A 26,938-nucleotide genomic window follows, 5' to 3' on the forward strand; every position below is an offset into this window, starting at 1 on the left:
TCAGTGCTCCTCGTCGTTGATGATCGACCAGATCCAGTCGTCGTAGGACTGCGCCTGCTCGGCGATCAGCTCGCCCAGCAGCCGGGACGACGCCTCGACGGCCGCCCTGGCGTTGGGGTGCCGGCGCTCCTCGGCCAGCAGCCGCTGGTAGAGCGGGCGGACCCTCTCGACGGCGGAGCGCGCGGGTCGGCGGCGGTTGGAGTGGTAGCCCACGACGGCGCCGTCGGCCCCGTAGGACGGCGTCACGTGCGCGAGCACCCAGTAGTGCCCGCCGTCGGCGGCCAGGTTGTCGATGTAGGCGAACACCTCCTGGCGGGCGGCCAGGGTGTCCCACAGCAGCTTGAACACCGCGCGCGGCATGTCGGGGTGCCGGATGAGGTTGTGCGGCTGCCCGAGGACCTGGTCGAGGTCGTAGCCGCTGACCCGCAGGAAGACGTCGTTGGCGTAGGTGATGACGCCGCGCGGATCGGTCTTGGAGACGATCAGCTCGTCGGCGGCGAAGGTCCGCTCGACGCCGGTCGGTCGGGGGACCGAGCGGGCGCCGCGGGCTGCCGGCCGGGTGTCGAGCACGGAACTCCTCCTGGGGGACGACGGTGTCTCCGGGAGTCATCGGCAGCCGCGGTTCCGGACGGCACCGTGTCGCGGACGACACCGCGCCCCGTCCGCACGGGGAAGTCGGACGGGGCGCGGTGGCCTCGGGGTGCGCCGTCAGCGGCGCCGGAGGGGCGTCAGATCGGACGCCCCGTGCAGGACGACGTGCAGCTCAGCGACCAGATGGAGCCCAGCGCGGCGAACCGCGCCGATCGCACCAGCCGCTCGCCCGAGGGGCCGGTGCGCTCCACCGGGGCGGCCGGTGCGGCCCCTGAGCCGCCACCGGGGGTGGTCCCGCCCGGCGTGCTGCCACCGGGAGAGGTCCCGCCCGGTGCGGAGCCGCCGGGGGTCGCCCCGCCGGGAGCCGTCCCACCGGGCGTGGTGCCACCGGGCGTGGTGCCACCCGGCGCGGTCCCGCCCGGTGAGGCGCTGCCGGCGACGTAGGTCAGGGCGCTGCTCAGCACCGTCGACCGCCCGTCCGGAGCGAACACGGTCACGTCGTAGCCGCCGGCCACGCGGGCGGGCGCCCGGAAGACGACCTGCGTGCTGCTGGCGCTGACCACCGTGGCCGCGGCGCTGGTGCCGACGCGGACCTTGGCCCCCGCGGGCAGCGCCGTCCCGGTGATCGTCACCAGCGTGCCGCCGGCGACGTCGACGGTGTTCGGGCTCAGCGACGTGATCCGGAACTCGCCCACCGAGGGGTACGTGGTGGTGCCGTTGCCCGGACCGGTCGGTGCGGGCGTGCCGCCGCCGGTGCCCGGCGTCCCGGGTGCGGTGGTCCCGGGGGTGCTGGGGGCGGTGGTCCCCGGCGTGCTGGGCGCGGTGGCGCCCGGCGTGCTGGGCGCGGTGCCCCCGGGCGCGGTGCCGCCCGGCGCGGTCGGCGTCCCCGGAGTGCTGGGCGCCGTCGTCCCCGGGGTGGTGCCACCGGGGGAGGTGCCTCCCGGTGCCGTCCCGCCCGGTGCCGTGCCGCCGGGCGTCGTGCCGCCGGGCGTCGTCCCGCCAGGGGTGCTGCCGCCGGGCGTCGTCCCGCCAGGGGTGCTGCCGCCGGGGCTCGTGCCGCCCGGGGCGGTGCTCCCGGGGGTGCTGCCACCGGGGGCGGTGCCGCCCGGCGCCGTCCCGCCGGGGCTGGTGCCGCCGGGGCTGGTGCCGCCGGACGAGCCCGGCGTCGGGACCGCGGAGCCCACGAGGAGCGGCGCCGCGTGCGTGCGCCCCACCGGCTGGCCGTCGCGGTACAGCTGGACGGTGAGCACGTAGCGGCCGTCGCCCAGGGGCATCGACGGCGACAGGCCGATGCCGTCCAGGTCGGCGTGCGTGCCGAGGTCGAAGACGGCGGTCCCGGAGTCGTCGGTGGGCAGCGTCGTCCCTTCGAGGGTCACCGGCTTGTCGGCGAGGGCCCAGATCTCGCCCTCGAACTCCATGCCGAGGCCGAGCTCGACGGAGTAGTCGCCCGTGCCCACCACGTCGGTGAGTGCCGACGACGGGCGAGGCGGTCCCCGCGCGTGCGGTCATGGCGCTGAAGGCGTACTGCACCGTCTGGGACGGGTCGGAGGTCAGGTGCCCCAGGGTCAGCCGGCCACCGGTGACCGACTTCCCGGCGAGGGCCGGGACCGGGTCGACGTCGGCCAGCAGGGCCGCGCGCAGCTCCGCCGCGGTGGCCGTCGGCTTCGCCGCCTTGTAGAGCGCCACGGCCGCGGCCACCATCGGCGAGGCCAGCGACGTGCCGCTGGAGAGCCCGTAGCCGCCGGTGTTGGTGATCGACGCGATCAGCGTGCCCGGTGCGAAGAGGTCGACCGAGGTGGCGCCGTAGCCGGAGACGTCGCTGACGGTGTCCGCGGCGGTGGAGGAGCCGACGGTGATCACGTTCCACTCGGTCAGGCTGGCCGGGTACACCGGGCTGGTGTCGCGGTTCCCGCTGTCGTTGCCGGCCGCGGTCACGAAGAGCACGTCGTGCGCGGCGGCGTAGGCGACCGCGGAGCGGAGGACGTCCAGCGCCGGACCGGAGAAGGCGCCGCCCCACGAGGCGTTGATGGCGTCGGCCCCGTGGTCGACGGCGTAGCGGATCGCCTCCGCGCCGGCGGTGACGCTCACGTTGCGCCCGCCCCCGATGACCAGCGGCATGATCTGGACGCCGGGCGCGACTCCGGCCAGGCCCTGGCCGTTGTTCGCGCGGGCGCCGACGGTGCCCGACACCGATGCGCCGTGCTCCCCGTAGCCGCCGTTGTCGATGTCGGCGCTGCCGGCGTACCAGTTCCAGCCGTGGCAGTCGCCGGGCTTGCCGTTGCCGTCGGTGTCGGCGGTGCCGCAGGGCTGGGCCGGGTTGGTCCACAGCGCGCCGGCCATGTCCGGGTGGTCGGAGTCGTAGCCGGTGTCGATGACCGCGACGACCATGCCCTCGCCGGTGGTGGTGTCCCAGCCGTCGGGGGCGTCGGTGTCGGCGTCCGGCGTGACCTGCGCCTGCTGGTAGGCGTTGCGCCCGGTGTTGTCCAGGTGCCAGCCGTACTGGGGGACGAAGGGATCGGTGAGCGCGCCGGCGACCTCGACGGTGGTGTCGAACTCGGCGGCGGCCACGCCCGGGACGGCCGTGAGGTGCTGCGGCGCCAGCCCGTCGGCGGCCACCAGGGCCCGGCCGTCGCTCAGCGGCTGGGCGCTCACGACGCCGTCGACGTCCTGCAGCCCGGCCAGGAGGTCGGCGGTGACGGTGCCGGTGGAAGCCGAGACGACGTAACGCGTGAGGCCGTCGCCGTCGCCCCAGTCGCTCACGACGGGGAGGGACGGCGTGGCCATCGCCGTCCAGGCCGCGGCGCCGCCGTAGCCCACGGCGACCGCCGATGCCAGGACGAGCGCCTGGATCCGCTTGCTCTTCATCCGGTGGGTCCCCCGGACACCCCCGCCCCGGTCCGTCCGGGAGCGCCGGTGGGCCCGTGGTCCGGGCCGCCGGCAGGCGTCTTCCCGCTCGCAACGGCGGTTTCCGGACGGCGGTTGAGACCGGGCTGGCCCGGTTCACCCGGAAGGAGGGCGGCCCCCGTTCCCTAGACTCCGCGCCATGCTGCTCAGCGACCGCGACATCAAGGCCTCGATCGCCGACGGGCGGCTCGCCATCGAGCCCTACGACGCGGGGCTGGTGCAGCCCTCCAGCATCGACGTCCGGCTCGACCGGTTCTTCCGCGTGTTCAACAACGCGCGCTACACCCACATCGACCCGGCCCAGCAGCAGGACGACCTCACCACGCTGGTCGAGCCCGAGGGCGACGAGCCGTTCGTGCTGCACCCCGGTGAGTTCGTGCTCGGCTCCACGCTCGAGGTCGTGTCCATCCCCGACGACCTCGCCGCCCGGCTGGAGGGCAAGTCCTCCCTGGGCCGGCTGGGCCTGCTCACCCACTCCACGGCCGGCTTCGTCGACCCCGGCTTCTCCGGGCACATCACGCTGGAGCTGTCCAACGTGGCCAACCTGCCCATCACGCTGTGGCCCGGCATGAAGATCGGCCAGCTGTGCCTGTTCCGGCTCACCAGCGCCGCGGAGCACCCGTACGGCTCGGCCGTGTACGGCTCCCGGTACCAGGACCAGCGCGGGCCGACGCCGTCGCGGTCCTACCGCAACTTCACCCGCGCGGAGACCCGGCGTCCCTGACGTGCGCGCTGACCGGCGCCTCGGCGCCGGCGGCCTCCAGCACCTCGGTGCACCGCCCGGCCGGTGACCAGCCCGGGACGGACCGTTCCACCTCGTCGTCCACGTACCGGTCGCGGGTCACCACCCAGCCGAGCGCGGCCAGCCCGGCGACGCCGGCCAGCGCCAGCACGAACATCCCGGTGTAGCCGCCGGTCGCCCCCCGCAGGACGCCGACCAGCAGCGGCCCGCCGGCGGCCAGCACGTAGCCCCAGCCCTGGGCGGCGGTGGACAGCGCCGCCGTCGTCTCCGGGGTGCGGGCCCGCAGCCCGAGCAGGGTCAGCACCATCGAGAACGTGCCCATGCCGACGCCGAGCAGCGTCACCCACAGCCAGGGCGCGGTCTGCGGTGCCTGCCAGAGGCCGACCCAGCCGACGGCGTAGCAGCCGAGGAAGAACCCGAGCAGCGGGCGCTGCAGGTTCGCGCGCACGGTGAGCGCGGGGACGACGGCGTTGACCGGGATGACCACCAGCGTGTTCAGCCCCAGCAGCAGCCCGGCGGTGTGCGCGCTGACGCCGCTGTCGCGCAGGTACTGGGCGGTCCACCCGACGATGACGTAGGCCTGCATGGACTGCAGGCCGAAGAACAGCGCCAGCGCGAGCGCCAGCCGGCTGTGCACCAGGTGCCGCATGCGCACGGCCGTGTGCGAGGCGCGGGTGGCCCCCGGCCGGGCCGGGACCAGCAGCCAGACGAGCGCGCCGACCGCGGCCAGCACGGTCCACACGCCCAGCGCCCAGCGCCACCCGTCGGCACCCACCGATTCGGCGATCGGCTGCGTGGCCACCGACGCGACCGCCCCGCCGGCGCTCAGCGCGGTCCCGTAGGCGCCGACCATGAGCCCGGTGCGGTGCGGGAAGTAGCGCTTGACCAAGCTCGGCAGCAGCACGTTGCCGAGCGCGCCGCCGGTCATCGCGAGGACGGTGCCGAGAAGGAACAGCGGGAACGCGTCGGCCAGCGACCGCACCACCAGGCCGACCGCCATGGCGCCGAGCGCTCCGGCCAGCACGTGCGAGTCGCGGTAGCGGGCGGTCAGCGGCGGGCCGGCGAACCCCAGCGCGGCGAAGCACAGCACCGGCAGCGACGTGAGCAGCCCGGCCAGCGCGCTGGACAGGCCCAGTCCCTGCTCGATCTCCTCCAGCACCGGGCCCACCGAGTTGACCGCCGTCCGCAGGTTCAGCCCGGTGAGCACGATCGCGGTGCCGATGAGGACCAGCCCGCGCCTGGCCGGGGCGGTGGGGGCTTCCTGGGCGGGGGCGGTGCCGGTCACTCCGGCCATGGTCCTCCGTGGCCTGGGCCACAGCCGCCGCGGGGGAGATCCGCGGTCAGGCGGCGGTCCGCCGGACCCGCTCGAGCCGCGGCACCGTCGTCGGGACCCGGTGCCAGACCGCCTTCTGCAGGGTGAGGGTCACCAGGGCGGCGGCGACGATGCCGAGCAGGTTGATGCCGAGCTGCAGCGCGGCCCGCCGGAATTCCGCGCCCCCGCCCAGCGCCAGCGACACCGCCATGTCGGCGGCGGCCGGCACGGTGGTGACGGAGATGAAGACGCCGACCAGCGCGCCGCTCTTGGCCGCGGTCAGCGACAGCACACCGGCGATGCCCGCGAGGACGGCCACCACCACCGACCACCGGTCGGGGGCGGTGATGAAGCCGGTCTCCGGGCGCTCCGCCGTGAGCACCTCGGTGCCGAACCAGCCGAGGCCGCGGCCGACCAGCACGACCAGGGCGGTCAGCAGGATCGCCGCCGCGAAGCCCACGACGAGGGACACGGCGGCGCGGCGCGCGATCGACGGCCGCCGGTGGACCACGGAGACGGCCAGCGCGGCCAGCGGCGCGAACTCCGGCCCCAGCACCATCGCGCCGATCACGAGGATGGCCGAGTCGTTGATGATCGCCGCCGCGGCCAGCAGCGTGGCGATGGTGAGGAAGGCCAGGTACGAGGCCGACAGCGACGACTCGGCGTCGGTCGTCCGCACCACCTGCTCCCAGACCACGGCGTCGGCCCCGTCGCCCGGTGCCCGCTCCTCGGCCCGTCGGGCGGCGCTGGAGGCCGCCGCGTCGACCGACTGCAGGACGATCCCGCCGTCCTTGTCCACACCGAGCCGCTTCAGCTCGCCGATGAGCGCGTCGGCCGACTCGCGGGCCACGTCGGCGACCACGAGGTCGCCGGCCGGCTGGACCGAGGCCCCGGGCAGCACGGCGAGGTGGGCGGTCCCGGCGTCCCCGGTGAAGAGCTCCCGCACCTGCGCGGTCCGGTCGGGAGGGACGGTGACCCGCAGCTGCAGCAGCACGGGCGCCGTTCCTACCCGAGACGACGACGGCGCGCGCCCCCGGGTGGGGGACGCGCGCCGTCGTCGGTGCTGCTGGGGTTACTGGGGGTCGTGCTCCGTCGCGGCCGAGTCCAGGCCGACGACGTCGTCGTCCTTGGTGCCGACGTCGGCGCCCTGCTCGGCGCCCTGGGCGCCGACCGCGACCGGCTGCATGGAGCGCAGCAGGATCTGGCTGACGTCGAGGACCTCGACGTGCTCGCCGGCCTCGCCGTTCTGCTTCTTCGACGTGAGGGCGTCGCTCAGCATCGTGATGCAGAACGGGCAGGCGGTGGAGATGACGTCGGGATCGAGCTCGAGCGCCTCCTCGGTGCGCTCGACGTTGATCCGCTTGCCGATCTTCTCCTCCATCCACATGCGGGCACCGCCGGCGCCGCAGCAGAAGCCGCGGTCCTTGCAGCGGTGCATCTCCTGCGTGGTGAGGCCCTGGACGGAGTCGAGGATCTCGCGGGGGGGCGTGTAGACCTTGTTGTGCCGGCCCAGGAAGCACGGGTCGTGGTAGGTCACCTTGCGGTCGACCGGCGTGACCGGGGTGAGCCGGCCGTCCTCCACGAGCTGGTTGAGCAGCTGCGTGTGGTGGATGACCTCGTACTCGCCGCCGGCCTGCGGGTACTCCTTGCCCAGCGAGTTGAAGCAGTGCGGGCAGGTGGCGACGATCTTGCGGGTGCCGGGGACCCGGCCCTCGAAGACGCCGTCCAGGACCTCGATGTTCTGCATCGCCTGCATCTGGAACACGAACTCGTTGCCCAGGCGGCGGGCGGGGTCGCCGGAGCAGCTCTCGCCGTCACCGAGGACGGCGAACTCGACGCCGGCGATGTTCAGCAGCTCGGCGACGGCCTTGGTGACCTTCTTGGCCCGGTCGTCGATGGCGCCGGCGCAGCCGACCCAGAACAGGTACTCGACCTCGGCCGGCAGCGGGCCGTCGGCGACGCGGACGTCGAAGTCGAGCTCCTTGATCCAGTCGTTGCGGACGCTCGGCTGCATGCCCCACGGGTTGCCGCGGTTCTCGATGTTGCGCAGCATCACGCCGGCCTCGGACGGGAAGTTCGACTCGATGAGCACCTGGTAGCGGCGCATGTCGTCGATGTGGTCGATGTGCTCGATGTCCACCGGGCACTGCTCGACGCAGGCACCGCAGTTGGTGCAGCTCCACAGGACGTCGGGGTCGATGACCCCGCCCTCCTCGAGGGTGCCGACCAGCGGGCGGTGCGCCTGGGCGTCGTTGGTGCCCTCGATGCGGGCGTAGCCCGATGCCCAGACCTGCTCGTCGCTGGGCTTGAGGACGTCGTAGTCCGGCGCCGTCTCGCTCGCCGTCTTCTCGCCCAGGAGGTAGGGGGCCTTCGCGTAGAGGTGGTCGCGGAGGTCCATGATCACCATCTTCGGGCTGAGCGGCTTGCCCGTGTTCCACGCCGGGCACTGGCTCTGGCACCGCCCGCACTCGGTGCAGGTGGTGAAGTCCAGCATCCCCTTCCACGTGAAGTCCTCGATCTTGCCGCGGCCGAAGACGTCGTCCTCGCCCGGGTCCTCGAAGTCGATCGGCTTGCCGTTGCTGGTCATGGGCAGCAGCGGGCCGAGCGCGGGGGCGCCGTCGGCGTTGCGCTTGGCGTAGATGTTGAGGAAGGCGCTGAACCGGTGCCAGGCGACACCCATGTTCAGGATCCGGCTGATGACCACCAGCCAGGTGAGGCTGACGACGATCTTGACGAACGCGACGACGGTCAGCAGGTCGGGGCTGTCGGGCAGGACCTGGCCGAGGGCGCCGGAGATCGGGTGCGACCACGCCGGTGCGTCGGTCAGGTCGGAGGAGACCTTCAGCGCGCGGATCAGCAGGATGCAGACGCCGACGGTGGCGACGACGAACTCGACGAAGTAGCCGCGGCCCTCGTTCGACCCGGCGAAGCGGCTCTTGCGGCCCTGCCGGCGCGGGTGGTCCTTCTGGCGCCGGTAGATCAGGTAGACGATCCCGAGGATCGTGCCCGTGCCGATGATGTCGGCGAACAGGTTCCACAGGCTCCACTCGCCGATGAGCGGCAGGTGGAACGCAGGGTTCCAGACCTCGCCGAAGGCCTCGACCAGGGTGAGGAACAGGCCGTAGAAGCCCACGAAGACGAACCAGTGGGCGATGCCGATGCTCGACCACTTGAGCATGCGGGTGTGGCCCAGCGACTCGACGAGCGTCGTCTTCAGGCGGGTCCTGACCGGACCCCACCGGGTGCCGTCGGGCTGGCCGGTGCGGATGATCCGCACCATCGCGCGGACGGCGCGGTAGGCCATGACCGACGCGACGATCAGGAACAGGACGCTGATCGTCCCCAGGACGACCTGCAGCGGGCCCGTCATCTTTTCCTCCCCGGACGCCTGACGGCGTCGGCGTACTCCCGTCGGCGCGCGGCGGCGACGAGGTGGTGGTGGGTGCGAGCCGTGGACGACGCCCGCACTGCAACCGCACGATAGCTGGCGCCCCGAGAGGTTACTCGTCGGTAACCAGGATGCGCGGTCACGATCCGGCCACCACCCCCGCGCCACTCGTCCGCGCCGCGGGCGCCGCGCCGTCGACCTCGCGGTATCGCGGTCAGGCGCGCGGTCGACCGCGCGCCTCGCGCCCGCACGGCGAGGGCGACGTCATGCGGTGCGGACGACGCCGCGGGGTCGGGGCGTCGCGGTGAAGGTGCGTCGCGGAGGACCGGGCGTGGACAGCAGCTGCGCCAGGCGGGTCTCCACCTCCGGCCACCCCGCACCCATGTCGGCGTCGACGACCCGGACGAAGCGGATGCCGACCGCCCGCATCGCGTCCTCGCGCCTCTTCTCCTCCCACAGCACGCGCTCGGCCGTCCGGCCGCGCCACGGGTCGGTGTACTTCACCTGGCCGTCGAACTCGACGGCGAGGGCTGCCTCCTCGAACCACGCGTCCACCACGCCGAGGAGGCGGCCCTGGACGCGGATCTCGACCTGGAGCTCGGGGACCGGTAGGCCGGCGCCGATCATCCGGAGCCGCCCCCGGGTCTCCAGCGGGGACTCGGCCCGGCCGTCGGCGAGGCCGGCGGCGCGGGCCGCTCGCCGTGCGCCCGGCCACCCCTCGGCCCGGGTGACGGCCTCGTGCAGCTGCGCCGGGCTCAGCTTCTCCGCGAGCAGGGCGGCGTCCATGCCGATGACGGCGTCCTCGAGCGGCCACTCCCGCCCGCAGTCGACGAGGGTCCGCGCCGGCGTCGTGAGCCACAGCGGAGGGTGCTGGCGCACGTCGTCCACGGGCAGCGGGGCGCGGTTCACCGTGAAGCCCTGCCCGCGACGCCACAGGGTGGGGTGGGTCAGGCGCACGGTGTCGGGCAGCAGGGCGCGGCGGGCCGGCAGGCCGAGCAGGCGGAACGCCGACGAGTGGCTGACCACCGTGTCGGGGCGCCCGAGGTCCAGCAGGACGGCGGTGGCGGCGAGCGCGTGCGCCCGACCCCCCGCGAGGGCGGCGGCGTGCTCGTCGGCGAGCGCGTAGACGCCCCGGCGGACGCGGACCCACGCGCCCGTCGTGCAGAGGGAGCGGATCTCGCCGTGCCCGTAGCCGGCGGTGCGGGCGTCGAGCGCGGTGAACAGGCCGAGCTGGCGGTCGGCGCGGGCGCGGAGCAGCGGGTGCACGGCCGGAGTGTGGTCCGAGCGGAGGTCCTCGCGGGCGGGGCCTGTGGACGGCGCGGGCATCGGTCTCGCCGTGCTGCCTCGACCGCGGGGTATCGCGCTCAGGCGCGGGGTAGACCGCGAGCCCCGCACCGACGGGGCGAGGTCGACGACGGGCGGCGAGGGCGGCGACAGGGGCGCGGCGCAGCGCGGGTCACGCCCCGGGAACACACGTCGCGCGGCTGCCGTTAGGGTGGGCAGGAAAGTTGAGCGGACCACGCGCAAGGTGGTCGCGACTCAGCTCCCCACACGGACCAGCACCACCCCAGCACACGGAAGAGAGGCCATCCCCATGGCTCGAGCGGTCGGTATCGACCTCGGCACCACCAACTCCGTCGTCACCGTCCTCGAGGGCGGTGAGCCCACGGTCATCGCGAACTCCGAGGGCTCGCGCACCACCCCGTCCGTCGTCGCCTTCGCCAAGAACGGCGAGGTGCTCGTCGGCCAGTCGGCGAAGAACCAGGCGGTCACCAACGTCGACCGCACCATCCGCTCGGTGAAGCGGCACATGGGCACCGACTGGAAGACCAGCGAGATCGACGGCAAGCAGTACACGCCGCAGGAGATCTCCGCCCGCATCCTGCAGAAGCTGAAGCGGGACGCCGAGACCTACCTGGGCGAGCCGGTCACCGACGCCGTCATCACCGTCCCGGCCTACTTCGAGGACGCGCAGCGCCAGGCCACCAAGGAGGCCGGTGAGATCGCGGGCCTCAACGTCCTGCGCATCGTCAACGAGCCGACCGCGGCCGCGCTGGCCTACGGCCTGGACAAGGGCGAGACCGAGCAGACGATCCTCGTCTTCGACCTCGGTGGCGGCACCTTCGACGTCTCCCTGCTCGAGATCGGGGACGGCGTCATCGAGGTCAAGGCCACCGCCGGTGACAACCACCTCGGTGGTGACGACTGGGACGAGCGCGTGGTCAAGCACCTGGTGCAGACCTTCAACGCCTCGAACGGCATCGACCTGGCCAAGGACAAGCTGGCCATGCAGCGCCTCCGCGAGGCCGCCGAGAAGGCCAAGATCGAGCTGTCGGGCGCCCAGTCGACCAACGTCAACCTGCCCTACATCACCGCCGGCGCCGAGGGGCCGCTGCACCTCGACGTCACGATCACCCGCGCGGAGTTCCAGCGGCTGACCCAGGACCTGCTCGACCGCGCCCGTGCGCCGTTCAACCAGGCGATCCGCGACGCCGGCATCTCCGTGGGCCAGATCGACCACGTCGTCCTCGTGGGTGGCTCGACCCGCATGCCCGCCGTCACCGACCTGGTCAAGGAGCTGACCGGCGGCAAGGAGCCCAACAAGGGCGTCAACCCCGACGAGGTCGTCGCCGTCGGCGCCGCGCTGCAGGCCGGTGTGCTCCGCGGCGAGGTCAAGGACGTCCTGCTCCTCGACGTCACCCCGCTGTCCCTGGGCATCGAGACCAAGGGCGGGATCATGACCAAGCTCATCGAGCGCAACACCACGATCCCGACCAAGCGCTCCGAGATCTTCACGACGGCCGACGACAACCAGCCCTCCGTGCAGATCCAGGTGTTCCAGGGCGAGCGCGAGATGGCGATGTACAACAAGAAGCTCGGCATGTTCGAGCTGACCGGTCTGCCCCCGGCGCCGCGCGGCGTCCCGCAGATCGAGGTCGCCTTCGACATCGACGCCAACGGCATCGTGCACGTGTCCGCCAAGGACCTGGGCACGGGCAAGGAGCAGTCGATGACCATCACCGGCGGCTCGGCCCTCCCCAAGGAGGACATCGAGCGGATGATGAAGGACGCCGAGGCGCACGCCGAGGAGGACAAGCGCCGCCGCGAGGAGGCCGAGACCCGCAACCTCGCCGAGTCGCTGCAGTACCAGACCGAGAAGTTCCTGGCCGAGAACGGCGACAAGATCCCGGCCGAGAAGAAGGACGAGCTCGGCGAGGCGCTGACCGAGCTGCGCAGCGCCCTGGGCGGCTCCGACATCGCCGCGATCAAGGCCGCGCAGGAGAAGGTGGCCCGCGTGTCCCAGGAGGTCGGCGGGGCGCTGTACGCCCAGCAGGCCGAGGCGGCCGGCGCCCCCGGCGCCGAGACCCCGGGTGCCGAGGGCGCGACCGGGTCCACCGCCGGTGACGACGACGTCGTCGACGCCGAGATCGTGGACGAGGACACCGACCGCCGATGAATCCAGGGGAGGAGCAGCCGCGGGTCGTCATCCGCGACAAGCGGCGCATCGACCCGACCACCGGTGACGTGCGGGCGCCGGCCGGCGAGCAGCCGGCCGGCGCCCCGCCGGCCACGACAGGGGAGCAGATGAGCGAGCAGGAGACGACGGCGGCCGACGCGGCGGCCGCGCAGCAGGACGCGGCGCCGCAGGAGGCCGCGGCGCAGCCGGGCGGGGGAGACCTGGCCCAGCAGCTGGCCGAGCGCACCGAGGACCTGCAGCGGGTCACGGCCGAGTACGCCAACTACCGGCGGCGGGTCGACCGCGACCGGTCGCTGGTGGTCGACCAGGCCGCCGAGCGGTTCGCCGCCCAGCTGTTCCCGATCGTCGACGACATCGAGCGGGCGCGCGACCACGGTGACCTCACCGGCGCGTTCAAGCTGGTCGCCGACCGCATCCTGGGCCTGCTGGACGGTCTGGGCGTCGAGGCGTTCGGCACGGCCGGTGACGCGTTCGACCCCGCGCTGCACGAGGCGGTCATGCACGACACCTCCGCCGACGTGCAGGTGCCGACGGCCAGCACGGTCCTGCGGCAGGGGTTCCGGCGTGGCGAGCGGGTGCTGCGGACGGCGATGGTCGCCGTGACCGATCCCGAGCACCCCGCGCCCGCCGAGCCGGCGGCCGACGAGGCCGGCGTCCCCACGTCCGACTGATCCAGAGAGGGGGCGCCCGATGAGCACCCGGGACTTCATCGAGAAGGACTACTACGCCGCGCTGGGCGTCCCGCAGGACGCCGACGCGAACGCGATCAAGAAGGCCTACCGCAAGCTGGCCCAGGAGCTGCACCCGGACAAGAACCCGGGCAACGCCACGGCCGAGGCCCGGTTCAAGGACGTCTCCGAGGCCTACGACGTCCTCTCCGACCCCAAGCGGCGCGGGGAGTACGACGAGGCCCGGCGGTTGTTCGGCGCCGGCGGTGCCGGTGCCCGGGCCGGGTTCCCCGGCGGCTTCCCCGGCCCCGGCGGCGGGCAGACCTTCGACTTCGGCGACCTGTTCGGCGGCGCCGCGGGGGCCGGGACCGGAGCCGGTCCCCGCGGCGCCGGCGGGATCGGCGACATCCTCGGCGGCCTCTTCGGGGGCGCCGGTGGCGCGCGGGCCCGCAGCCAGGCGGCGTCCGGGCCGGCCCGGGGCCAGGACGTCGAGACCGAGGCGACGCTCTCCTTCGAGGAGGCCGTCCTCGGCGTGACGGTGCCGCTGCGCATGCAGAGCCCCGGCACCTGCCCCACCTGCTCGGGCAGCGGGGCCAAGCCCGGCACCAGCCCGCACACCTGCCCGGTGTGCCAGGGCGCGGGTGTCACCAGCCGCAGCCAGGGGGCGTTCGCGTTCTCCGAGCCGTGCCGCAACTGCCGTGGCAGCGGCCAGGTGGTCGACGACCCCTGCCCGACCTGCTCGGGCAGCGGCATCACCAGCCAGACCCGCACGATCACCGTCCGCATCCCGGCCGGCGTCAAGGACGGCCAGCGCATCCGGCTGGCCGGCAAGGGCGCACCGGGACGGCGCGGCGGCCCGGCCGGCGACCTGTTCGTCGTCGTGCACGTGGCCGAGCACCCGCTGTTCGGCCGCAAGGACGACGACCTGACGCTGACCGTGCCGGTGACGTTCGCCGAGGCCGCGCTGGGCACCACGCTGACCGTGCCCACCCTGGACGGCACGGTGTCCCTCAAGGTGCCGGCCGGGACGGCGAGCGGTCGCACGCTGCGCGTCCGCGGACGCGGCGTGCCCGGCAAGGGCCGCACCGGCGACCTGCTGGTCACCCTCGAGGTCGCCGTCCCGGTGCGGCTGACCGCGGCGCAGCGCAAGGTCATCGAGACCCTGGCGGAGGAGATGGACGAGGACCCGCGACCGCAGATCACCGCGGCGGTGAAGGCGCCGGGAGGTGAGCGGTGAGCACCCCGCTCGACCCCGCCCGGGAGGCCGGGCGCGCCGTCGCCGAGGACGCCCCCGTCTTCGTCATCTCCGTCGCCGCCGAGCTGGCCGGCATGCACGCGCAGACCCTGCGCCAGTACGACCGCCTCGGGCTGGTGAGCCCGGGCCGGACGCCCGGCGGCGGGCGGCGGTACAGCCCGCGCGACGTCGCGCTGCTCCGCGAGGTGCAGCGGCTCTCGCAGGAGGACGGCGTCAACCTGGCCGGGATCAAGCGGATCATCGAGCTCGAGTCGCAGGTCGAGGCGCTGCAGGCGCGGGTGCACGAGCTGCTCGACGAGCTGGAGCACTCCGAGCACCGGAGGATGGCCGCCGAGGCGGCGGTCTCGGCGGCCTACCGCGCCGACCTGGTGCCGCAGCGGCGGCCGAGCTCGGCGCTCGTCGTCTGGCGCCCCGGCGGCCAGCGGTGAGCGCGCCGGTGGACCCGCACGACGCGTTCGTCGCCCTCGAGCGGGAGATCGGGCTCCTGCTGCGGCGCGGCCGGGCCATCTCGACCCGGCTGGCCGCCGAGCTGCACCCGGACCTCGACGGCGCCGCCTACGGCCTGCTGGCGCTGCTCCAGGACACCGGCCCTCTGCGCGCCAGCGACGTCGTCGCCCGGCTGGCGCTGGACAAGAGCACCGTGAGCCGGCAGCTGTCGCAGCTGGTCGCCCTCGGCCTGGTCGAGCGGACCGCGGACCCCGACGACGGCCGCGCCCAGGTGCTCACCCCGTCGCCCGAGGGGGCGGAGCGGCTCGCGGCGATCCGCGACGTCCGGCGCGCCCGGTGGGAGCGGGACCTGGAGGACTGGCCGGCCGAGGACGTCGCCACGCTGGCCCGACTGCTCGACCGGCTCAACCGGATCGGCGAGGCCCGCGAGGCCGAGGAGCGCGGGGGTCCACCCCGCGACTGAGCCCGGCCGCTGACGAACGGCGCCGTCCCGCCCGGGACGGCGCCGTTCGCCGTTGCCGGGCGGTGTGACGCGCGGAATGTTGCAGACGACAACCAAACGTCTGTATGGTTGCGGTCTGCAAGTTCTCCCGCACGTCAGGACCCCCATGCCCCTCACCCCCGCGACCCGGGACCAGCTCCTCACCAGCCTGGAGCGGCTGATCCGCACCGGTCGCCACGTCGGCGCCCGTGCCGCCTCGCAGCTCTACGGCGAGCTGCCGTCCTTCGGGTGGGCCCTCCTGGTCCCGCTCCAGCGCGAGGGCGACCAGCGCTGCAGCGAGCTCGCCGCCCGGGCCGGCATCGACGTCTCCGTCGCCAGCCGCCAGCTCGGCGCCCTGGCGCGCGCCGGCTTCGTGGACCGCCGCCCCGACCCCCGGGACGGCCGCGCCAGCCTCTTCAACCTCACCGGTCAGGGTGCCGACGCGCTGAGCGCCGCCCGCGCGCTGCGCGCGGACTGGGCGCTCTCGGCCCTCTCCTCCTGGGACGAGGCCGACGCCAAGCTCCTCACCGATCTGGTCGACCGGCTGGTCGTCGACCTGACCAGCGCCGCCCCGCCGCCGGCCTCGAGCCGGTCCGCGGCCGCGCTCCCCGGCTGACCCCGCCCCACCTCCCCGCCACCGTCCGCACCACCCAGGAGAACCGTGACCACCACCGCCGAACCCCTCACCGACGGGACCGCACCCGTCGAGCAGCAGGGCCGCATGACGCACAGGGAGGTGCTCTCGGCGCTGTCGGGCATGTTGCTGGCGATGTTCGTGGCGTTCCTGTCGTCGACCGTCGTCTCGAACGCCCTCCCGACGATCATCACCGACCTGCACGGCACCCAGAGCCAGTACACCTGGGTGGTCACCGCCACCCTGCTGGCCTCGACCGCGTCCACCCCGATCTGGGGCAAGCTCGCCGACCTGTTCAGCAAGAAGCTGCTGATCCAGCTCTCGATCACCATCTTCATCGTCGGCTCGATGCTGGCCGGGCTCTCGCAGTCCGTGGACACGCTCATCGCCTGGCGCGTGCTGCAGGGCCTGGGCCTGGGCGGCCTGCAGGCGCTGGTGCAGATCGCGATGGCCGCGATGATCAGCCCGCGGGAGCGCGGCCGGTACTCCGGTCTGCTCGGCAGCGTCATGGCCGTGGCCACCGTCGGCGGCCCGCTGCTGGGCGGTCTGCTGGTGGACACCAGCTGGCTGGGCTGGCGCTGGTGCTTCTACGTCGGCGTCCCGTTCGCCGCCGTCGCCCTGTTGCTGCTGCAGAAGACGCTGCACCTGCCGGTGACCAAGCGCGACGTGCGCATCGACTACCTCGGTGCGGCCTTCCTGACCGCCGGCGTCTCCGCGCTGCTCATCTGGGTCACCCTCGCCGGCGACAGCTTCGCCTGGGCCTCTCCCGAGACCGCGCTCTTCCTCACCGGCGGTGTCCTGGCGATCGTCGCGTTCGTCGTCACCGAGCTGAAGGCCCGCGAGCCGATCGTCCCGCTGCGGCTGTTCCGCGACCGGACGACGACGCTGGCCATCATCGCCAGCATCGCGATCGGTGTGGCGATGTTCGGGTCGTCGGTCTTCCTCGGCCAGTACCTGCAGATCTCGCGCGGCTACTCGCCGACCGCGGCCGGCCTGCTGACCATCCCCATGGTCGCCGGCCTGCTGCTCTCCTCGACCGTCTCCGGGATCCTGATCACCAAGCACGGCAGGTGGAAGCGCTTCCTGGTGGCCGGCTCGATCCTGGTCGTCATCGGCTTCGGTCTGCTGGGCACGATCGACCACGAGACGAACATGGTGCTGCTCAGCGCCTTCCTGTTCGTCCTCGGCGTGGGCATCGGCATGACCATGCAGAACCTCGTCCTGGCGGTGCAGAACACCGTGGCCGCCACCGACCTCGGTGCCGCGAGCTCCGCGGTCGCGTTCTTCCGCAGCCTGGGCGGCACGATCGGCGTCTCGGTTCTGGGTGCGGTGCTGGCGACCCGGGTCGGTGACCTGATCCGCGAGGGCCTGGCGCAGGTCCCGGGGGCCGCGGAGGCCGCAGCCGCCGGGGGTGGCGACGTCGGCCTGGCCACCTTCGCCGAGGCGCCGGCGCCCATCCGCACCCTGATCGCCGCCTCCTACGGTGACGCCACCGGCCGGATCTTCCTCATCTCCGCGGTCCTCGCGGTGGTCGCCGTGGTGGCCATCGTGCTGATCCGGGAGATCGCGCTCAGCACGGAGAGCGGCGAGGAGCGGCTCCAGAGCGAGCGGGTGGACCAGACCGCCTGAGCCGGCAGGACGACGGCGGCCCGCTTCCCCGAGGGGAGGCGGGCCGCCGTCGTGCGTGCGGGGTCAGGACTCCAGCGCGGCGTCCAGGGTGATCTCCGGGACGGCGGCCAGCGCCTTGCTCACCGGGCAGCCGGCCTTCGCCGCCTGGGCGGCCTTCTCGAAGCCGGCGGCGTCCAGGCCCTCGACCTCGCCGCGCACGGTGAGGTGGATCCTGGTGATCGAGCCGGCGTCGAGCGTCACGTCGGCGCTGACCTCGAAGGCCTGAGGGGTGCCCCCCGCCTTGGCGACCTCGCTGGACAGTGCCATCGAGAAGCACGCGGAGTGCGCGGCGGCGATGAGCTCCTCGGGGCTGGTGGTGCCCCCGGCCTCCTCGGCGGTGCGCTTCGGGAACGAGACGTCGAACGTGCCGACCTTCGAGCTGCTCAGCTCGACCTGGCCGGAGCCCTCCTGGAGGGTGCCGTTCCAGGCGGTGCGGGCGGTGCGAGTGGGCATCGGTACTCCTCGGGACGGCGGAGCGGTTGTGCTCGCCGCCCCGCGGATGACAGGCCGCTGGCGGCCCTACCCGGCCCGGGTGCGCGCAACCGCCGTCAGCAGACCACTTCGCCGCTGTTGACCCGGTCGATGAGCAGCTGGAGGCGGGCCTTGAGCTCGGCGAACTCGTCGTTGTCGAAGCCGATCGCGCCGATCATCTCCTCGGAGATCGCGAACGCCTTCTCCTGCAGCGCCCGGCCGGCGTCGGTCAGCGCGATGGCGACGGAGCGCTCGTCCTCGACCCGGCGGTGGCGGGTGACGAGACCGGCGGCGGTGAGCCGCTTGAGCAGCGGGGACAGGGTGCCGCTGTCGAGGGAGAGGCGGGCGCCGAGCTGGCCCACCGTCTGGTGGTCCTCCTCCCAGAGCAGCATCATGACCAGGTACTGCGGATAGGTCAGCCCGATGGCGTCGAGCATCGGCCGGTAGCGCGCCGTCACCGCCCGGGAGGCGGCGTACAGCGCGAAGCACAGCTGGTCGTCGAGCGCCACGCTGGGAGCCGGCAGTGCGGTCATGCAGCCGAGTCTATGACCCGCACTACCACGGGCCCAGGATCGCGGCGGATCCCGCTCGGGAGGGGGAGCGCGGTGGTGCGGCTGCTGGACTCAACGAGGTTGAGCGGAACAGACTCAACTCCGCCGTCGTTGGACCGGTCGACGCCGCGGATCCCCGCCCGCGGCCGCTGACCCGCGAGAAGACGAGAGGACGCGCCCACGACCATGGAGAGCAAGCTCACCACCCGTTCCCAGGAGGCCATCGCCGCCGCGCAGCGGCTGGCCGTCGGCCGTGGGCAGGCCGCGCTGGAGCCCCTGCACCTGCTGGCCGCCCTGGTGGAGCAGACCGACGGCGTCGCCGTCCCGCTGCTCAAGGCAGTCGGGGCCGATCCGGCCGACGTGCGCAGCAAGGCCGACGCCGCGCTGCGCCGGCTGCCCAGCGTCAGCGGCGCCACCGTGCCCGCGCCCTCGCCGTCCCGGGAGTTCCTACGGGTCATCAACGACGCCGGGGAGCAGGCCTCGGCCCTCGGCGACGAGTACATCTCCACCGAGCACCTGCTGGTCGGCCTGGCCGGCTCCGAGGGCGACGCGGGCGGGGTGCTGACCAGCGTCGGCGCCACCCGTGACGCCCTGCTCGCCGCCTTCCGCACGGTCCGCGGCACCCGCAAGGTCACCACGCCGGACCCGGAGGGCACCTTCCAGGCGCTGGAGAAGTACGCGGTCGACCTCACCGAGCGCGCCCGCGAGGGCAAGATCGACCCGGTCATCGGCCGCGACACCGAGATCCGCCGCGTCGTCCAGGTGCTCTCCCGGCGCACGAAGAACAACCCGGTGCTGATCGGCGAGCCCGGCGTCGGCAAGACCGCGATCGTCGAGGGCCTGGCCCAGCGGATCGTCGCCGGCGACGTCCCGGAGAGCCTCAAGGGCAAGCGCCTCATGGCGCTGGACCTGGGGGCCATGGTGGCCGGCGCCAAGTACCGCGGTGAGTTCGAGGAGCGGCTCAAGGCCGTCCTGCAGGAGATCACCGATGCCGAGGGCGAGATCGTCACCTTCATCGACGAGCTGCACACGATCGTCGGTGCCGGCGCGACCGGCGAGGGTGCCATGGACGCCGGCAACATGATCAAGCCGATGCTGGCCCGCGGCGAGCTGCGCATGGTGGGCGCCACGACGCTGGACGAGTACCGCGAGCACATCGAGAAGGACCCCGCGCTGGAGCGCCGCTTCCAGCAGGTCCTCGTGGGCGAACCGAGCGTCGAGGACACGATCGGCATCCTGCGCGGCCTCAAGGAGCGCTACGAGGTGCACCACGGCGTCCGGATCACCGACGCCGCGATCGTCGCCGCCGCCACGCTGTCGGACCGGTACGTCACGGCCCGCTTCCTGCCGGACAAGGCCATCGACCTGGTCGACGAGGCCGCCAGCCGGCTGCGCATGGAGATCGACAGCCGCCCGGTGGAGGTCGACGAGGTCGAGCGCGCCGTCCGCCGGCTGGAGATCGAGGAGATGGCCCTGGGCAAGGAGGACGACCCGTCGTCCCTCCAGCGCCTGGCCGCGCTCCGCGAGGACCTCGCCGACAAGCGGCAGGAGCTGGCCGAGCTGACCGCCCGCTGGCAGCAGGACAAGAACGCCATCGTGCGGATCCAGCAGATCAAGGAGGAGTTCGAGCGGCTCCGGACCGCGGCCGAGCGCGCCGAGCGCGACGGCGACCTCGCCCGGGTGGCCGAGCTCCGCTACGGCCGGCTGCCGCAGCTGGAGAAGGCGCTCGCCGAGGCCGAGGCGTCGGTCGAGGAGCAGAACTCCATGCTCAAGGAGGAGGTCGGCCCCGACGACATCGCCGAGGTCGTGCAGGCCTGGACCGGCATCCCGGCCGGCCGGCTGCTCGAGGGCGAGACGCAGAAGCTGCTGCGGATGGAGGACGAGCTGGGCCGGCGGGTCGTCGGCCAGCCCGACGCCGTCCGGGCCGTCTCCGACGCGGTGCGCCGGGCCCGCTCGGGGGTCGCCGACCCGGACCGGCCCACCGGCTCCTTCCTGTTCCTGGGCCCGACCGGCGTGGGCAAGACCGAGCTGGCGAAGGCCCTGGCGGAGTTCCTGTTCGACGACGAGCGGGCGATGGTCCGCGTCGACATGAGCGAGTACTCCGAGAAGCACTCGGTGGCCCGCCTGGTCGGGGCGCCCCCCGGCTACGTCGGCTACGAGGCCGGCGGCCAGCTCACCGAGGCGGTGCGGCGGCGGCCCTACACGGTCGTCCTGCTGGACGAGGTGGAGAAGGCCCACCCCGACGTCTTCGACGTGCTGCTCCAGGTCCTCGACGACGGCCGGCTCACCGACGGCCAGGGCCGGACGGTCGACTTCCGCAACACCATCCTGATCCTGACCTCGAACCTGGGGTCGCAGATCATCGCCGACCAGTCGGTGCCGGAGGAGCGGCGCCGCGCGGCCGTGCTGGAGGTTGTCCGGACGCACTTCAAGCCGGAGTTCCTCAACCGCCTGGACGACGTCGTGGTGTTCCGGGCGCTGGGCACCGAGGAGCTGAGCGGGATCGTCGACATCCAGATCGGCGTCCTGGCCCGGCGGCTCGCGGCCCGGCGGCTCACGCTGCGGGTCACCGACGCGGCGCGGGAGTGGCTGGCGCTCAACGGGTTCGACCCGGTCTACGGCGCCCGCCCGCTGCGCCGGCTGGTGCAGTCGGCGATCGGCGACCAGCTGGCCAAGGCGCTGCTGGCCGGCGAGATCCGCGACGGCGACGACGTCGTCGTCGACTGGCCGGCCGAGGACGCCGACGCCGGGAGCGGCCTGGTCGTCAGCCGCGGCTGAGCGCGACGGCTCCGGGGCCCGTCGGACCGCACCGGTCCGGCGGGCCCCTGCCGCGTCCGCTGCGCGTGCCCGGTGGAAGGCCGCATCCGTCGTCGGTCATGATCGTGGGCACACCGACGCGGGGAGGCAGCGATGACGTCCGACCAGGGCGGCCGGCACGGCGAGCCGACGGGGCAGCCGGAGGGCGGTCAGGGCGGGCAGCAGCAGCCGGGCGGGAACGCCCCGCCGCCGCCCCCGCAGGGGTGGAACCCCCCACCGGCGCAGGGGTGGAACGCCCCGCCGCCTGCCCAGGGCTGGAACGCGCCACCGCCCCCGCAGGGCTGGAACGCGCCGCCACCTCCCGGGTGGCACCCGGAGCAGCAGTGGGGCGGGCAGAACCCCTACGCGGCGCCGCCCCCGTCCGGGCCGGTGGAGCGACCGGTCACCGTGCGAGCCGGCATCGGGGCGTTCGTCGTCAACTTCGTGCTGGGCGTGATCGGCTCGATCGTCGCGTTCGCCGACATCGACGACCTGGTGCGGGAGGCGGCCCGGGCGACCGACGACCCCGCGATCACCGAGGACGTGCTGCGCACCGCAATCCTGGTCGGCGCGGTCATCGGGCTGGTGCTGGTCGTGCTGCACGCGCTGTTCATCTGGTGGGCCTGGATGGGCCGCAACTGGGCGCGCATCGTCCTGTGGGTGCTGGGCGGGCTGTCCGTCGTGGCCGGCCTCGCCTCGATGGGCGGGACGACGGCCGAGACCGGCTTCCTCACCTCGCTCGGGGTCTTCCAGACGCTGGCGCTGCTGGTCGGCATCGTGCTGCTGGCGCTGCAGCCGAGCAACGAGTGGTACCGCCAGGTGGGCTGGCTCCGGGCGAACCGGCGCCGCTGACGTCGGTCAGGCCCCCGCGCGCAGCGAGGGCACCCACTCCTTGGTCGTCCTCGACGACAGGCTGGTGACGGCGGCGATGGTGAGCACGACAGTCAACAGCGAGTAGATCGTGATGCCACCCGCAGCCAGAACCGTGAAGAGCGTGAGCAGGCCGAGCGCCGCGCTGGCTGCCAGCCCCATCCAGCGGGCCCACGGCTGCCGGCGGGGCAAGAACGCGGCCGGCAGTGCGAGCAGCACGCCGAAGGTCACGGAGACGACGAGGTTCGTGACCACGGTCCGCGTCGCCTGGTCGCGGGTCCACCCATCGCGGTCTGCCAGGTCCTCGACCCACGCGTCGAAGATGAAGGCAGTGAGCCCCGCGTTCAGCAGGTTCAAGCCAGCGAGCACGGCCATGGCGATGACCGCGACCCGCACCGAGGTCGGCATGACGGGACGCTGGTCGGGCTGCGCGTCCGGGGAGGGCTTCGACACGCCCCCAGCGTGGCAGACGCGCGCGGCGGTGCCGGGGTGCCACGGGTCTTCGTGCCCGGTCGGGCGACAATGCCCCGGATGACATCCGGACGAGGGGACGCCGTGACTCCGAACCCGCTCACCCGCGCCGTGGTGGCCGCCGCGCTGCTCGTGGGCCTGAGCGCCTGCTCCGACGACGACGGCGGGGACGGGGCGTCGGCGAGCCCGTCCTCGGCCGCGCCGGCCCCCGCGGAGGCCGGGGCGGCTCCCGTGGAGGAGCCGTTCGGCCCGGCGTGCACCGAGATGCCGGCCGAGGGCGAGGGCAGCATCGTCGGGATGGCCGACGACCCGGTGGGCACCGCCGTCGTCAACAACCCCCTGCTCACCCAGCTGACCGCCGCGGTCCAGACCGCCAGCCTGCTGGAGCCGCTGAACGGGCAGCCCGAGGTCACCGTGCTCGCCCCCGTGGACGCCGCCTTCGCCGCGGTGCCGCCGGGCGGCCTGGACCCGCTGGACACCGCGCGCACGACGGCGGTCGTCCTGCACCACGTCATCCCGGGCCGGCTGGCCCCGGAGGCGCTGGCCGGGACGCACACCACGCTGAACAACGACCAGGTGACGATCGAGGGCTCCGGCACCGGCTTCAGCGTGCCGGCCGCCGGGACGCTGGCCGCCGCGGCCCCCGCCACCGTGGTGTGCGGGTTCCTGCAGACGGCGAACGCGACCGTCTACCTCGTCGACCAGGTGCTCGCCCCCGTCGCCGCCGGCTGAGGCCCGGGTCCGCCCGGCTCACTAGGGTCGGGCGCATGGAGAACCGCCTGGCGTCGAGCACCCCCGACCGCGACCGGCTGCTCGAGCTGATCGTCGAGCTGGCCGTGGTGCACGGGAAGGTGACGCTGTCCTCCGGGCAGGAGGCCGACTGGTACATCGACATGCGCCGGCTGACCCTGCACCACGAGGGCGCGCCGCTGGTCGGCCGGGTGATGCGCCAGCTCACCGGCGACCTCCGCTACGACGTCGTCGGCGGGCTGACCCTCGGTGCCGATCCGGTGGCGACGGCGATGCTGCACGCGGCCGCGTCCGGGGAGGGCTTCCTCGACGCGTGCGTGGTGCGCAAGGCGGGCAAGGCGCACGGTCTGCAGCGGCGGATCGAGGGGCCCGACGTGGCGGGCCGCGCGGTGCTCGTCGTCGAGGACGTGTCCACCACCGGCTCGAGCCCGCTGGCGGCGGCCGAGGCGCTGCAGGAGACCGGCGCCGAGGTGGTCGCGGTCGCGGTGATCGTCGACCGCGGTGGCCGGCAGGCCGTCGAGCAGGCCGGGTTCGAGTACCGCGCCGCGTTCACCCTCGAGGACCTCGGCCTCTCCTGACGTTCCCCGGTGATCAGGTCTCCTGATCACCGGGGGTCCTGGCTCACGTCCGGACCTGAGCCAGGACCCGTTTGGATCAGGTCTCCTGATCACCGACGCGCCCCCTACGGTGGGGGTGTGACCGCGACCACGACGACGTGGGTGGCCGAGCTGCAGTCCGCGCTCGGGGACGCCGAGGTGCTCACCGATCCGGACGTCACCGCGTCCTACGCCCGCGACCAGGCGATGCTCGCCCCCGCCGGCATGCCCGCCGCGGTGGTGCTGCCGCGCAGCACCGCCGACGTCGTCGCCGTGATGCGGGTGGCCGCCCGGCACGGCATCCCGGTCGTCCCGCGCGGTGCCGGTTCCGGGCTGGCCGGGTCGAGCAACGCCGTCGACGGCGCGATCACGCTGGTGATGACCCGGATGGACGCCGTCCTCGAGGTCTCCCCGGCCGACCGCCTCGCCGTCGTCCAGCCCGGCGTGGTCAACAAGGCGCTGCGCGACGCGGTGGCCACCGACGGCCTGTTCTACCCACCGGACCCCTCCAGCTACGACTGGTGCACGGTCGGCGGCAACCTGTCCACGAACTCCGGCGGGCTGTGCTGCGTCAAGTACGGCGTCACCACCGACTACGTGCTCGGCCTCGAGGTGGTGCTGGCCGACGGGCGCGTGCTCCGCACCGGGCGCCGCACCGTGAAGGGCGTCGCCGGGTACGACCTGGCCCGGCTGTTCGTCGGCTCGGAGGGCACGCTCGGCGTCATCACCGAGGCCACGCTCGCGCTGCGCCCCGCGCCGGCCCGGCCGGTCACCCTGGTTGCCACGTTCGCCACCACGGCCCAGACCGGCCAGGTGGTCGAGCGCGTGGTGACCACCGGCCTGGTGCCCAGCCTGCTCGAGGTCATCGACAACACCTGCATCCGCGCCGTCGACGACCTGCTGGAGGCCGGCCTCGACCGCGACGCCCGTGCCCTGCTGGTCGCCCAGTCCGACACCGGCGGCGCCGCCGCGGCCGCCGAGATCGACGCGCTCGCCGCGCTGTGCCGCGACGCCGGCGCGGACCTCGTGCACACCACCGCGGATGCCGCCGAGGGCGACCTGCTGCTCGCCGCCCGCCGCATGGCCATCCCGGCGCTCGCGCAGCTGGGCAGCACCCTCCTGGACGACGTCGCCGTGCCCCGGTCGCGGATCGCGGCCTTCCTCGACGGCTGCGACCGGATCTCCGCCGACCGCGACGTCGTCATCGGGGTTCTCGGGCACGTCGGCGACGGGAACATGCACCCGACGATCTGCTTCGACCCGGACGACGCCGGCCAGCGGCAGCGGGCCTTCGCCGCGTTCGACGACATCCTCGACCTCGGCCTCGCCCTGGGCGGCACGATCACCGGGGAGCACGGCGTCGGCTCGCTGAAGGTCGACTGGCTGGAGCGCGAGATCGGCCCGGTGTCCCTCGACGTGCACCGCGCGATCAAGGCGGCGCTCGACCCGCGCGGCCTGCTCAACCCGGGGAAGGTGTTCCGCCGCGCCGCGGGATGACACCCTGTCGCCCGTGACCAGGGAGCGGCTCGTCGTCGTCGGCGGTGACGCCGCGGGCCTGTCGGCCGCGGCGCAGGCGCGGCGGCTCCGGCCGGCCGACGACCTGGAGATCGTGGTGCTCGAGCAGGGGCCGGACGTCTCCTACTCGGCGTGCGGCATCCCGTACTGGATCGGCGGGCAGGTCAGCGACCGCGACGCGCTGCTGGCCCGCACGGTCCCGCAGTTCGAGGCCGACGGCATCACCGTGCACACGCACCTGCGCGCCGAGGGCATCGACCTGGACGCGGGTGAGGTGCTCGCCGCCGACGGGCGCCGGTTCGGCTACGACTCGCTGGTGGTCGCGACCGGCGGCCGGCCCGCCCGGCCCCGCGTCCCGGGTCTGGACGCCGAGGGAGTGCACGGCGTGCACCGGCTCGCCGACGGCGCGGACATCCGCGCCGCCATCGCCGCGGGGGCGCGCAGGGCCGTGGTGCTGGGCGGCGGCTACATCGGCCTGGAGATGGCCGAGGTGCTGCAGGCCCGCGGGCTGGCGGTCACCGTCGTGCTCGCCGACCCGCTGCCGATGGCCCAGCTCGACGACGACATGGGTGAGCGGGTCTGCGCGGCCATGTGCGGCATGGGCATCGACGTGCAGCCCGGTCAGCCGGTGCGCGAGATCGAGGTGGACGCCGACGGCGTCGCCCGTGCGGTCCGCACCGACGCCGGCAGCCACGACGCCGACCTGGTCGTCCTCGGCCTGGGCATGGGGCCGGAGAGCGCGCTCGCCCGCGAGGCCGGCCTGCAGATAGGGGTCACGGGCGGCGTCGACGTCGCGCACACGCAGCGCAGCCGGTCGCACCCCGAGGTCTTCGCGGCGGGTGACTGCGCGCAGACGTTCCACCGGATCACCGGCGAGGCCATCCACGTCGCGCTCGGCACGCACGCCAACAAGCAGGGCCGGGTCGCCGGCTCGGTGATCGGCGGGCGCCCCGCCCGCTTCGCCGGCGTCCTCGGCACGGCGGCGACGAAGGTCGGCGACCTGGAGGTGGCCCGCACCGGGCTGTGCACCACCCAGGCCGAGGAGGCCGGCTACGACCACCGCAGCGAGACCATCGAGGCCACGACCCGCGCCGGCTACTACCCGGGCGCCGCGCCGGTCACGATCAAGCTGATCACCGAGCGCGGATCGGGGCTGCTGATCGGGGCGCAGGTCGTGGGCGGCCCGGGCAGCGCGAAGCGGATCGACGTCCTGGCCACCACCATCTGGGCCGGGATGACCGCCGAGGAGCTGGCCGGGTCCGACCTCTCCTACGCCCCGCCGTTCTCGCCCACCTACGACCCGGTGGTCGTGGCCGCGCGGGTCGCCAGCCGGATCGAGACGGGCTGAGC

Annotated in this window: 23 protein-coding genes and 1 pseudogene; 14 read left to right on the plus strand and 10 right to left on the minus strand. The window is 74.0% G+C overall.

Translation table 11 applies throughout. The annotated features are described in order from the left end of the window. The 3 genes and pseudogenes from DQ241_RS02285 to DQ241_RS21425 form a co-directional block, all read right to left on the minus strand. Positions 1–570, minus strand: coding sequence for a PAS domain-containing protein (locus DQ241_RS02285; protein WP_113828514.1), 570 nt, complete (start codon positions 568–570; stop codon positions 1–3). Between the two features lie 158 nt (positions 571–728). Next, a complete protein-coding gene (locus DQ241_RS21420) occupies positions 729–2,009 on the minus strand; it encodes an IPT/TIG domain-containing protein (protein ID WP_370444369.1) in 1,281 nt (426 codons plus the stop codon). 214 nt (positions 2,010–2,223) lie between these two features. Next, positions 2,224–3,456, minus strand: a pseudogene (locus DQ241_RS21425) (S8 family serine peptidase); the annotation flags it as partial. 178 nt (positions 3,457–3,634) lie between these two features. On the opposite strand from DQ241_RS21425, the gene dcd reads away from it, so the two are divergent. Continuing rightward, a complete protein-coding gene (gene dcd / locus DQ241_RS02305; protein WP_113828517.1) occupies positions 3,635–4,219 on the plus strand; it encodes a dCTP deaminase in 585 nt (194 codons plus the stop codon). Here the strand turns inward: dcd and DQ241_RS02310 are convergent. From DQ241_RS02310 to DQ241_RS02325, 4 genes are all read right to left on the minus strand, one after another. Beyond that, on the minus strand, positions 4,191–5,531 hold the full coding sequence (locus tag DQ241_RS02310; RefSeq protein WP_113828518.1) for an MFS transporter: 1,341 nt from the start codon (positions 5,529–5,531) through the stop codon (positions 4,191–4,193). The two genes, dcd and DQ241_RS02310, sit on opposite strands and share 29 nt — an antisense overlap. Positions 5,532–5,577: 46 nt before the next feature. Further along, on the minus strand, positions 5,578–6,543 hold the full coding sequence (locus DQ241_RS02315) for a DUF389 domain-containing protein (RefSeq protein ID WP_199583989.1): 966 nt from the start codon (positions 6,541–6,543) through the stop codon (positions 5,578–5,580). A gap of 78 nt (positions 6,544–6,621) precedes the next feature. Beyond that, the gene (locus DQ241_RS02320) at positions 6,622–8,919 is read right to left on the minus strand and encodes a (Fe-S)-binding protein (protein ID WP_113828519.1); all 2,298 of its coding nucleotides are present in this window, start codon (positions 8,917–8,919) and stop codon (positions 6,622–6,624) included. Between the two features lie 282 nt (positions 8,920–9,201). After that, positions 9,202–10,203, minus strand: a complete 1,002-nt coding sequence (locus DQ241_RS02325; protein WP_113828520.1) for a type IV toxin-antitoxin system AbiEi family antitoxin domain-containing protein — start codon at positions 10,201–10,203, stop codon at positions 9,202–9,204. Between the two features lie 328 nt (positions 10,204–10,531). On the opposite strand from DQ241_RS02325, the gene dnaK reads away from it, so the two are divergent. The 7 genes from dnaK to DQ241_RS02360 all read left to right on the plus strand — a co-directional run bounded on the left by dnaK (position 10,532) and on the right by DQ241_RS02360 (position 17,529). Then, the gene (dnaK, locus tag DQ241_RS02330) at positions 10,532–12,394 is read left to right on the plus strand and encodes a molecular chaperone DnaK (RefSeq protein ID WP_113828521.1); all 1,863 of its coding nucleotides are present in this window, start codon (positions 10,532–10,534) and stop codon (positions 12,392–12,394) included. Continuing rightward, positions 12,391–13,086, plus strand: coding sequence for a nucleotide exchange factor GrpE (gene grpE, locus DQ241_RS02335; protein ID WP_113828522.1), 696 nt, complete (start codon positions 12,391–12,393; stop codon positions 13,084–13,086). Before dnaK ends, grpE begins: the two co-directional genes overlap by 4 nt. 19 nt (positions 13,087–13,105) lie before the next feature. Continuing rightward, positions 13,106–14,320 carry a molecular chaperone DnaJ gene (gene dnaJ, locus DQ241_RS02340; protein ID WP_113828523.1) on the plus strand — a complete coding sequence of 405 codons (1,215 nt, stop codon included), beginning with the start codon at positions 13,106–13,108 and terminating at the stop codon, positions 14,318–14,320. After that, a complete protein-coding gene (locus DQ241_RS02345) occupies positions 14,317–14,766 on the plus strand; it encodes a heat shock protein transcriptional repressor HspR (protein ID WP_113828524.1) in 450 nt (149 codons plus the stop codon). The genes dnaJ and DQ241_RS02345 overlap by 4 nt, the downstream gene beginning before the upstream one ends. 8 nt (positions 14,767–14,774) lie before the next feature. Continuing rightward, positions 14,775–15,248, plus strand: a complete 474-nt coding sequence (locus tag DQ241_RS02350; protein WP_113828525.1) for a MarR family winged helix-turn-helix transcriptional regulator — start codon at positions 14,775–14,777, stop codon at positions 15,246–15,248. Between the two features lie 145 nt (positions 15,249–15,393). Further along, entirely contained in the window at positions 15,394–15,882 is a 489-nt protein-coding gene (locus tag DQ241_RS02355; RefSeq protein ID WP_113828526.1) for a MarR family winged helix-turn-helix transcriptional regulator, read from the plus strand. Between the two features lie 45 nt (positions 15,883–15,927). After that, positions 15,928–17,529 carry a DHA2 family efflux MFS transporter permease subunit gene (locus tag DQ241_RS02360; RefSeq protein ID WP_233492163.1) on the plus strand — a complete coding sequence of 534 codons (1,602 nt, stop codon included), beginning with the start codon at positions 15,928–15,930 and terminating at the stop codon, positions 17,527–17,529. A 63-nt stretch (positions 17,530–17,592) separates the two neighbouring features. Here DQ241_RS02360 and DQ241_RS02365 read toward each other — a convergent pair whose 3' ends face one another. Both DQ241_RS02365 and DQ241_RS02370 read right to left on the minus strand, forming a co-directional pair. Next, positions 17,593–18,021, minus strand: a complete 429-nt coding sequence (locus DQ241_RS02365; RefSeq protein WP_113828527.1) for an OsmC family peroxiredoxin — start codon at positions 18,019–18,021, stop codon at positions 17,593–17,595. Positions 18,022–18,116: 95 nt separating this feature from the next. Next, positions 18,117–18,572, minus strand: coding sequence for a MarR family winged helix-turn-helix transcriptional regulator (locus DQ241_RS02370; protein WP_113828528.1), 456 nt, complete (start codon positions 18,570–18,572; stop codon positions 18,117–18,119). 204 nt (positions 18,573–18,776) lie between these two features. On the opposite strand from DQ241_RS02370, the gene clpB reads away from it, so the two are divergent. Together clpB and DQ241_RS02380 are read left to right on the plus strand one after the other, a co-directional pair. After that, on the plus strand, positions 18,777–21,368 hold the full coding sequence (clpB, locus tag DQ241_RS02375; RefSeq protein ID WP_113828529.1) for an ATP-dependent chaperone ClpB: 2,592 nt from the start codon (positions 18,777–18,779) through the stop codon (positions 21,366–21,368). 132 nt (positions 21,369–21,500) lie between these two features. Further along, the gene (locus DQ241_RS02380) at positions 21,501–22,238 is read left to right on the plus strand and encodes a hypothetical protein (protein WP_113828530.1); all 738 of its coding nucleotides are present in this window, start codon (positions 21,501–21,503) and stop codon (positions 22,236–22,238) included. Positions 22,239–22,244: 6 nt separating this feature from the next. Here DQ241_RS02380 and DQ241_RS02385 read toward each other — a convergent pair whose 3' ends face one another. After that, positions 22,245–22,664, minus strand: a complete 420-nt coding sequence (locus tag DQ241_RS02385; protein WP_113828531.1) for a hypothetical protein — start codon at positions 22,662–22,664, stop codon at positions 22,245–22,247. 147 nt (positions 22,665–22,811) lie between these two features. On the opposite strand from DQ241_RS02385, the gene DQ241_RS02390 reads away from it, so the two are divergent. From DQ241_RS02390 to DQ241_RS02405, 4 genes are all read left to right on the plus strand, one after another. Continuing rightward, positions 22,812–23,459 (plus strand): fasciclin domain-containing protein, encoded by a 648-nt coding sequence (locus DQ241_RS02390; protein WP_233492164.1) that lies wholly within the window; start codon positions 22,812–22,814, stop codon positions 23,457–23,459. A 35-nt stretch (positions 23,460–23,494) separates the two neighbouring features. Further along, on the plus strand, positions 23,495–24,055 hold the full coding sequence (pyrE, locus tag DQ241_RS02395) for an orotate phosphoribosyltransferase (protein WP_113828533.1): 561 nt from the start codon (positions 23,495–23,497) through the stop codon (positions 24,053–24,055). Positions 24,056–24,172: 117 nt separating this feature from the next. Beyond that, entirely contained in the window at positions 24,173–25,570 is a 1,398-nt protein-coding gene (locus DQ241_RS02400) for an FAD-binding oxidoreductase (RefSeq protein WP_113828534.1), read from the plus strand. Positions 25,571–25,583: 13 nt separating this feature from the next. Further along, positions 25,584–26,936, plus strand: coding sequence for an FAD-dependent oxidoreductase (locus DQ241_RS02405; protein WP_113828535.1), 1,353 nt, complete (start codon positions 25,584–25,586; stop codon positions 26,934–26,936). Positions 26,937–26,938: the final 2 nt, after the last annotated feature.

Origin of the sequence: Blastococcus sp. TF02A-30 (assembly GCF_003319185.1) — a bacterium.
Lineage (GTDB): Bacteria > Actinomycetota > Actinomycetes > Mycobacteriales > Geodermatophilaceae > Blastococcus.

Excerpts from the sequence above, each read along its gene's own strand:
- grpE (WP_113828522.1), top strand. The coding sequence starts at position 12,391 with ATGAATCCAGGGGAGGAGCAGCCGCGGGTCGTCATCCGCGACAAGCGG.
- DQ241_RS02370 (WP_113828528.1), bottom strand. The coding sequence starts at position 18,572 with ATGACCGCACTGCCGGCTCCCAGCGTGGCGCTCGACGACCAGCTGTGC.
- DQ241_RS02310 (WP_113828518.1), bottom strand. The coding sequence starts at position 5,531 with ATGGCCGGAGTGACCGGCACCGCCCCCGCCCAGGAAGCCCCCACCGCC.
- DQ241_RS02385 (WP_113828531.1), bottom strand. The coding sequence starts at position 22,664 with ATGCCGACCTCGGTGCGGGTCGCGGTCATCGCCATGGCCGTGCTCGCT.
- dnaK (WP_113828521.1), top strand. The coding sequence starts at position 10,532 with ATGGCTCGAGCGGTCGGTATCGACCTCGGCACCACCAACTCCGTCGTC.
- dcd (WP_113828517.1), top strand. The coding sequence starts at position 3,635 with ATGCTGCTCAGCGACCGCGACATCAAGGCCTCGATCGCCGACGGGCGG.
- DQ241_RS02320 (WP_113828519.1), bottom strand. The coding sequence starts at position 8,919 with ATGACGGGCCCGCTGCAGGTCGTCCTGGGGACGATCAGCGTCCTGTTC.
- DQ241_RS02380 (WP_113828530.1), top strand. The coding sequence starts at position 21,501 with ATGACGTCCGACCAGGGCGGCCGGCACGGCGAGCCGACGGGGCAGCCG.
- dnaJ (WP_113828523.1), top strand. The coding sequence starts at position 13,106 with ATGAGCACCCGGGACTTCATCGAGAAGGACTACTACGCCGCGCTGGGC.
- clpB (WP_113828529.1), top strand. The coding sequence starts at position 18,777 with ATGGAGAGCAAGCTCACCACCCGTTCCCAGGAGGCCATCGCCGCCGCG.
- pyrE (WP_113828533.1), top strand. The coding sequence starts at position 23,495 with ATGGAGAACCGCCTGGCGTCGAGCACCCCCGACCGCGACCGGCTGCTC.
- DQ241_RS02365 (WP_113828527.1), bottom strand. The coding sequence starts at position 18,021 with ATGCCCACTCGCACCGCCCGCACCGCCTGGAACGGCACCCTCCAGGAG.
- DQ241_RS02355 (WP_113828526.1), top strand. The coding sequence starts at position 15,394 with ATGCCCCTCACCCCCGCGACCCGGGACCAGCTCCTCACCAGCCTGGAG.
- DQ241_RS21420 (WP_370444369.1), bottom strand. The coding sequence starts at position 2,009 with ATGGAGTTCGAGGGCGAGATCTGGGCCCTCGCCGACAAGCCGGTGACC.